This window comes from Alicyclobacillus sendaiensis NBRC 100866 (assembly GCF_001552675.1).
Taxonomy (GTDB): Bacteria; Bacillota; Bacilli; order Alicyclobacillales; family Alicyclobacillaceae; genus Alicyclobacillus; species Alicyclobacillus sendaiensis.
Genome location: NZ_BCRQ01000104.1, coordinates 1 through 4,121 on the forward strand (window position 1 = coordinate 1; position 4,121 = coordinate 4,121).

Sequence of the window (4,121 nt, forward strand, 5' to 3'; positions counted from 1 at the left end):
CGTTTGGGTGAAATATGTCCTTCGGGCCCTTGTGCGCGGCCCGCAGTGGTAATACGCGATGTGGGGCTCTTCTCGATCTCGCCTTTGCCCCTACGAAAACTTGACACGGACACACCTGTGCGAAACGCTTGACATCTCATGTAATTCACCGTACGATGAAATCACCTGAACTGACGCACGAGATGAGCAAGACGGAAAATCGTCAAAGGTGAAGAATGGGAGTAGTAGGGGCGTCGTTGGAGTCCAGAGAGCCGATGGGTGGTGCGAATCGGTCGAAGGCGCGTCCTGAACTCGCCCATGAACCGCCGCCCGAAAGGCACGGCCATCTCATCCGTGGGAGTAGGGTAGGCCGCGAGCCCGCGTTATCGGGCTAGACGGTGATTGCCGTCGACAGAGGGGGCTTTTCCGCAAGGGAAGCCAAATAGAGTGGTACCGCGAGCCAACCCGGCCTCGTCTCTATCCGAGATGAGGCCTTTTTATTTTCCCTTCGTTGATCAAAGGCCACGTCAAGACAACAGAACAGGAGTGGATGGACATGAAACATGTGAACAAGTACACCCGTCAGTATTTTCTGCCGCCTGAACCTTGCTTGGATTGGGCACATCGCGACCATCTGGACCACCCGCCGGTTTGGTGCAGCGTCGATCTGCGCGACGGCAATCAGGCCCTCATCGTGCCCATGAATCTCGAGGAGAAGCTGGCATATTTCCAGCTGCTCGTCGAAATCGGCTTTAAGGAGATCGAGGTCGGCTTCCCGGCCGCGTCCGACACGGAGTTCGAGTTTGTCCGGACCCTCATCGAGCGCGATCTCGTCCCGGACGACGTGACCATTCAGGTCCTCACGCAGTCGCGCGACCACATCATTGAACGCACGTTTGAAGCGATTCGCGGGGCCAAGCGCGCCATCGTTCATCTGTACAACTCCACGTCCGTGGCGCAGCGGGAGCAGGTGTTCCGCGCGAACAAGGACGAGATCGTCAACATCGCCGTAACCGGCGCCGAGCATATCCGCGATCTCGCCCGCACCACGCCGGGCAACTTCCTTTTCCAGTATTCGCCGGAGAGCTTCACGGGCACGGAGCTCGACTTTGCGCTTGAGATCTGCAACGCGGTGCTGGACGTGTGGCAGCCGACGCCGGATCGCAAGGTCATCATCAACCTGCCGGCGACCGTCGAGCTTTCGATGCCGCACGTGTACGCGAGCCAGATTGAATACATGAGCAAGCATCTGGCTCGTCGCGACGCCATTGTGCTCTCCGTGCATCCGCACAACGATCGCGGCACAGGGGTCGCGGCGGCGGAGCTCGCGATGCTCGCGGGCGCCGAGCGCCTCGAGGGCACGCTGTTTGGCAACGGAGAGCGTACGGGCAACGTGGACATCGTCACGCTCGCACTGAACCTCTACTCGCACGGCGTCGACCCGGGGCTTGACTTCTCCAATCTCCCAGCGATTCAGGCGCGCGTCGAGGCTCTCACCAAAATGCAGGTGAGCAGGCGTCACCCGTACGCGGGGGAACTTGTCTTCACGGCCTTTTCTGGTTCGCATCAGGATGCCATTGCGAAGGGCATGAAGTGGCGCGAAGAGAAGTCGCCTGAGCATTGGACGGTCCCGTACCTCCCTATCGATCCGAAGGATATCGGCCGCGAATACGAGGGGGACATCATCCGCATCAACAGCCAGTCCGGCAAGGGCGGCATCGGGTACGTGTTGGAGCAGTCGCACGGCTATGATCTGCCGCCGAAGATGCGCGAGCAACTGGGATACGCCGTCAAGCGTGTGTCGGATCGGGAGCAGAAGGAGCTGTCGGCGGACGAGATCGCAGAGATCTTCATGCGCGAGTTCGTGAACCTCGGTCAGCCGCTCGATCTCGTCGAACTGACGGGCGCGGATGCGAGAGGCTCGCACCACGTTCGCGCGAAGGTGGTCTGGCACGGCGAGACGGTCGAGATCGAAGGCGCCGGCAACGGACGCCTGGACGCGCTGTGTCATGCGCTGGCAGACGGGCTCGGGATCCGGGTGGCGAATCTCACGTACAAGGAGCACGCACTGGAAGTGGGGTCGGGATCGCGCGCGGTGGCGTACATCAGCGTGGACGACGAGGAAGGGAACACGCATTTCGGATGCGGTGTGGACACGGACATCATGGAAGCGTCGGCGAAGGCGCTGGTGAGCGCGGTCAATCGAATGCTCGCTCGCGCCTCGGAGATGGTGGTTCCCGTGAGCAAGTGAACGAGGGCCCCGGTTTCGCCCGGGGCTCATTTTTTTGGTGTGCTACGATCAAGGAGGAGGGGATGGCGGTGATCATTTACGATTTTGAGGTCGAAAAGGCCGACGGGACGAGGATTCCGCTGCGCGAGTATCAGGGCAAAGTGCTTCTCGTGGTGAACACGGCATCCAAGTGCGGTTTTACCCCGCAATATGAAGGTCTGCAGAAGTTGTACGAAGACTATCGCGATCGCGGCTTTGAGGTCCTTGCCTTTCCGTGCAATCAGTTTGGCAACCAAGAGCCGGGATCGAACGAAGAGATTCAGACGTTCTGCAGGACGACGTACCGCGTGACGTTTCCGGTGTTCGCGAAGGTCGACGTGAATGGACCGAACGCGCACCTGCTGTTTGAATACTTGAAAAAAGAGGCCAAGGGTGCGCTGGGCACAGAGGCCATCAAGTGGAACTTCACCAAGTTCCTCGTCGACAGAAACGGGCGTGTCGTGAAGCGTTACGCGCCGCAGACGTCACCGGAGAGCATCCGGGAAGACATTGAGGCATGTCTCGGCGACGCCGAAAGCGTTTCGTGACGAGGCACAGAGTAACGTCTAGGGGGATGATCGAATGGCGAACGCATGTTTAGCGTGCCAAGTCAATCAGGGGGTGGTTGTCCCTCCGGGCGGTGTGATCTATCGAGATCAACTCTGGCAGGTCGATCATCGTTTGGATCCCAGTCCTGTACTGGGGTGGTTGATTGTGAAGCCGCTCCGGCACGTCGAATTTTTCGATGAGCTATCGGTTGAGGAAGTCGAAGCCTTCGGCAAGCTGCAGCGTATGCTGTCGCGAGCGCTTCGACATGTCGTCCCAGGAGTTCAAAAGGTGTACTCCATCATGCTCGCTGAGTCTGAGGATTGCCCGCACGTTCATGTGCACATCGTGCCGCGCACGGCGGACCACCCAACGCAATTTCGTGGATCCCGAATCTTTGATCTCCATGAACCCTGTCTGCCGAGCGTTGAAGTCGAACGCGTTGTGGCAGAGCTGAGGGGATACCTCAATCGGATGCAGTAGCTGAATAAAACGAAGTCAGCAGCCGTCTGAAAACGACTGCTGACTGTTTGGTGCGCCCAGGTGGATTCGAACCACCGACCTCACGATTATCAGTCGTGCGCTCTAGCCGACTGAGCTATGGGCGCACATGGCGGAACTGACGGGATTCGAACCCGCGATCTCCTGCGTGACAGGCAGGCATGTTAGGCCTCTACACCACAGTTCCAGTGTGGCGGAGTGAGAGGGATTCGAACCCTCGATACGGTCTTAACAACCGTATACTCGCTTAGCAGGCGAGCGCCTTCGACCAACTCGGCCATCACTCCAAGTGGTGGTGACCCTACGGGGATTCGAACCCCGATTTCCGCCGTGAGAGGGCGGCGTCCTGAACCATTAGACGATAGGGCCATGGTGGTGCGGCTGACAGGAATCGAACCTGTGACCCCTACCGTGTCAAGGTAGTGCTCTCCCTCTGAGCTACAGCCGCGTGGAGCGGGTGAGGGGAATCGAACCCCCGACCTCAGCTTGGGAAGCTGATGTTTTACCACTAAACTACACCCGCGAGGAGGGAAACCTCCATGTGGAGCGGAAGACGGGATTCGAACCCGCGGCCCTCGCCTTGGCAAGGCGATGCTCTACCCCTGAGCTACTTCCGCACAACGGCTCGACCATTATACCTGCCGAGTGGCCAAAACGTCAAGCCTTAATATGACCCCAGGGGGATTCGAACCCCCGTTACCACCGTGAAAGGGTGGTGTCTTAACCACTTGACCATGGGGCCATGGAGCTCCCAACCAGGCTCGAACTGGTGACCTCATCCTTACCATGGATGCGCTCTACCGACTGAGCTATGGGAGCGCGCGTT

At 59.1% G+C, this 4,121-nt stretch carries 3 protein-coding genes, 9 tRNA genes and 1 other annotated feature; of the genes, 3 read left to right on the forward strand and 9 right to left on the reverse strand.

Annotated elements, in window-relative coordinates; translation table 11 throughout:
- Positions 1–202 precede the first annotated feature (202 nt).
- Positions 203–461, forward strand: a binding site (T-box leader).
- 74 nt (positions 462–535) lie between these two features.
- The 3 genes from AS26_RS13210 (at position 536) to AS26_RS13220 (ending at position 3,277) form a co-directional block, all read left to right on the forward strand.
- Positions 536–2,230, forward strand: a complete 1,695-nt coding sequence (locus AS26_RS13210; RefSeq protein WP_062310501.1) for a 2-isopropylmalate synthase — start codon at positions 536–538, stop codon at positions 2,228–2,230.
- A 62-nt stretch (positions 2,231–2,292) separates the two neighbouring features.
- Positions 2,293–2,796, forward strand: coding sequence for a glutathione peroxidase (locus tag AS26_RS13215; RefSeq protein ID WP_174519947.1), 504 nt, complete (start codon positions 2,293–2,295; stop codon positions 2,794–2,796).
- A 34-nt stretch (positions 2,797–2,830) separates the two neighbouring features.
- Entirely contained in the window at positions 2,831–3,277 is a 447-nt protein-coding gene (locus AS26_RS13220) for an HIT family protein (protein ID WP_062310508.1), read from the forward strand.
- Positions 3,278–3,325: 48 nt separating this feature from the next.
- Here AS26_RS13220 and AS26_RS13225 read toward each other — a convergent pair.
- The 9 genes from AS26_RS13225 to AS26_RS13265 all read right to left on the reverse strand — a co-directional run bounded on the left by AS26_RS13225 (position 3,326) and on the right by AS26_RS13265 (position 4,114).
- A tRNA-Ile gene (locus AS26_RS13225) sits at positions 3,326–3,402 on the reverse strand.
- A 3-nt stretch (positions 3,403–3,405) separates the two neighbouring features.
- Positions 3,406–3,482, reverse strand: a tRNA-Asp gene (locus AS26_RS13230).
- A 4-nt stretch (positions 3,483–3,486) separates the two neighbouring features.
- A tRNA-Ser gene (locus AS26_RS13235) sits at positions 3,487–3,582 on the reverse strand.
- A 6-nt stretch (positions 3,583–3,588) separates the two neighbouring features.
- Positions 3,589–3,664, reverse strand: a tRNA-Glu gene (locus AS26_RS13240).
- 4 nt (positions 3,665–3,668) lie between these two features.
- Positions 3,669–3,743, reverse strand: a tRNA-Val gene (locus tag AS26_RS13245).
- 1 nt (position 3,744) lies between these two features.
- Positions 3,745–3,818: transfer RNA gene (locus AS26_RS13250), tRNA-Gly, on the reverse strand.
- A gap of 19 nt (positions 3,819–3,837) precedes the next feature.
- Positions 3,838–3,912: transfer RNA gene (locus AS26_RS13255), tRNA-Gly, on the reverse strand.
- A gap of 53 nt (positions 3,913–3,965) precedes the next feature.
- Positions 3,966–4,037, reverse strand: a tRNA-Glu gene (locus tag AS26_RS13260).
- Between the two features lies 1 nt (position 4,038).
- A tRNA-Thr gene (locus AS26_RS13265) sits at positions 4,039–4,114 on the reverse strand.
- Positions 4,115–4,121 lie beyond the last annotated feature (7 nt).

Bases quoted from the DNA above. Each gene is read 5' to 3' on its own strand.
- AS26_RS13210 (WP_062310501.1), top strand. From the start codon at position 536: ATGAAACATGTGAACAAGTACACCCGTCAGTATTTTCTGCCGCCTGAA.
- AS26_RS13215 (WP_174519947.1), top strand. From the start codon at position 2,293: ATGGCGGTGATCATTTACGATTTTGAGGTCGAAAAGGCCGACGGGACG.
- AS26_RS13220 (WP_062310508.1), top strand. From the start codon at position 2,831: ATGGCGAACGCATGTTTAGCGTGCCAAGTCAATCAGGGGGTGGTTGTC.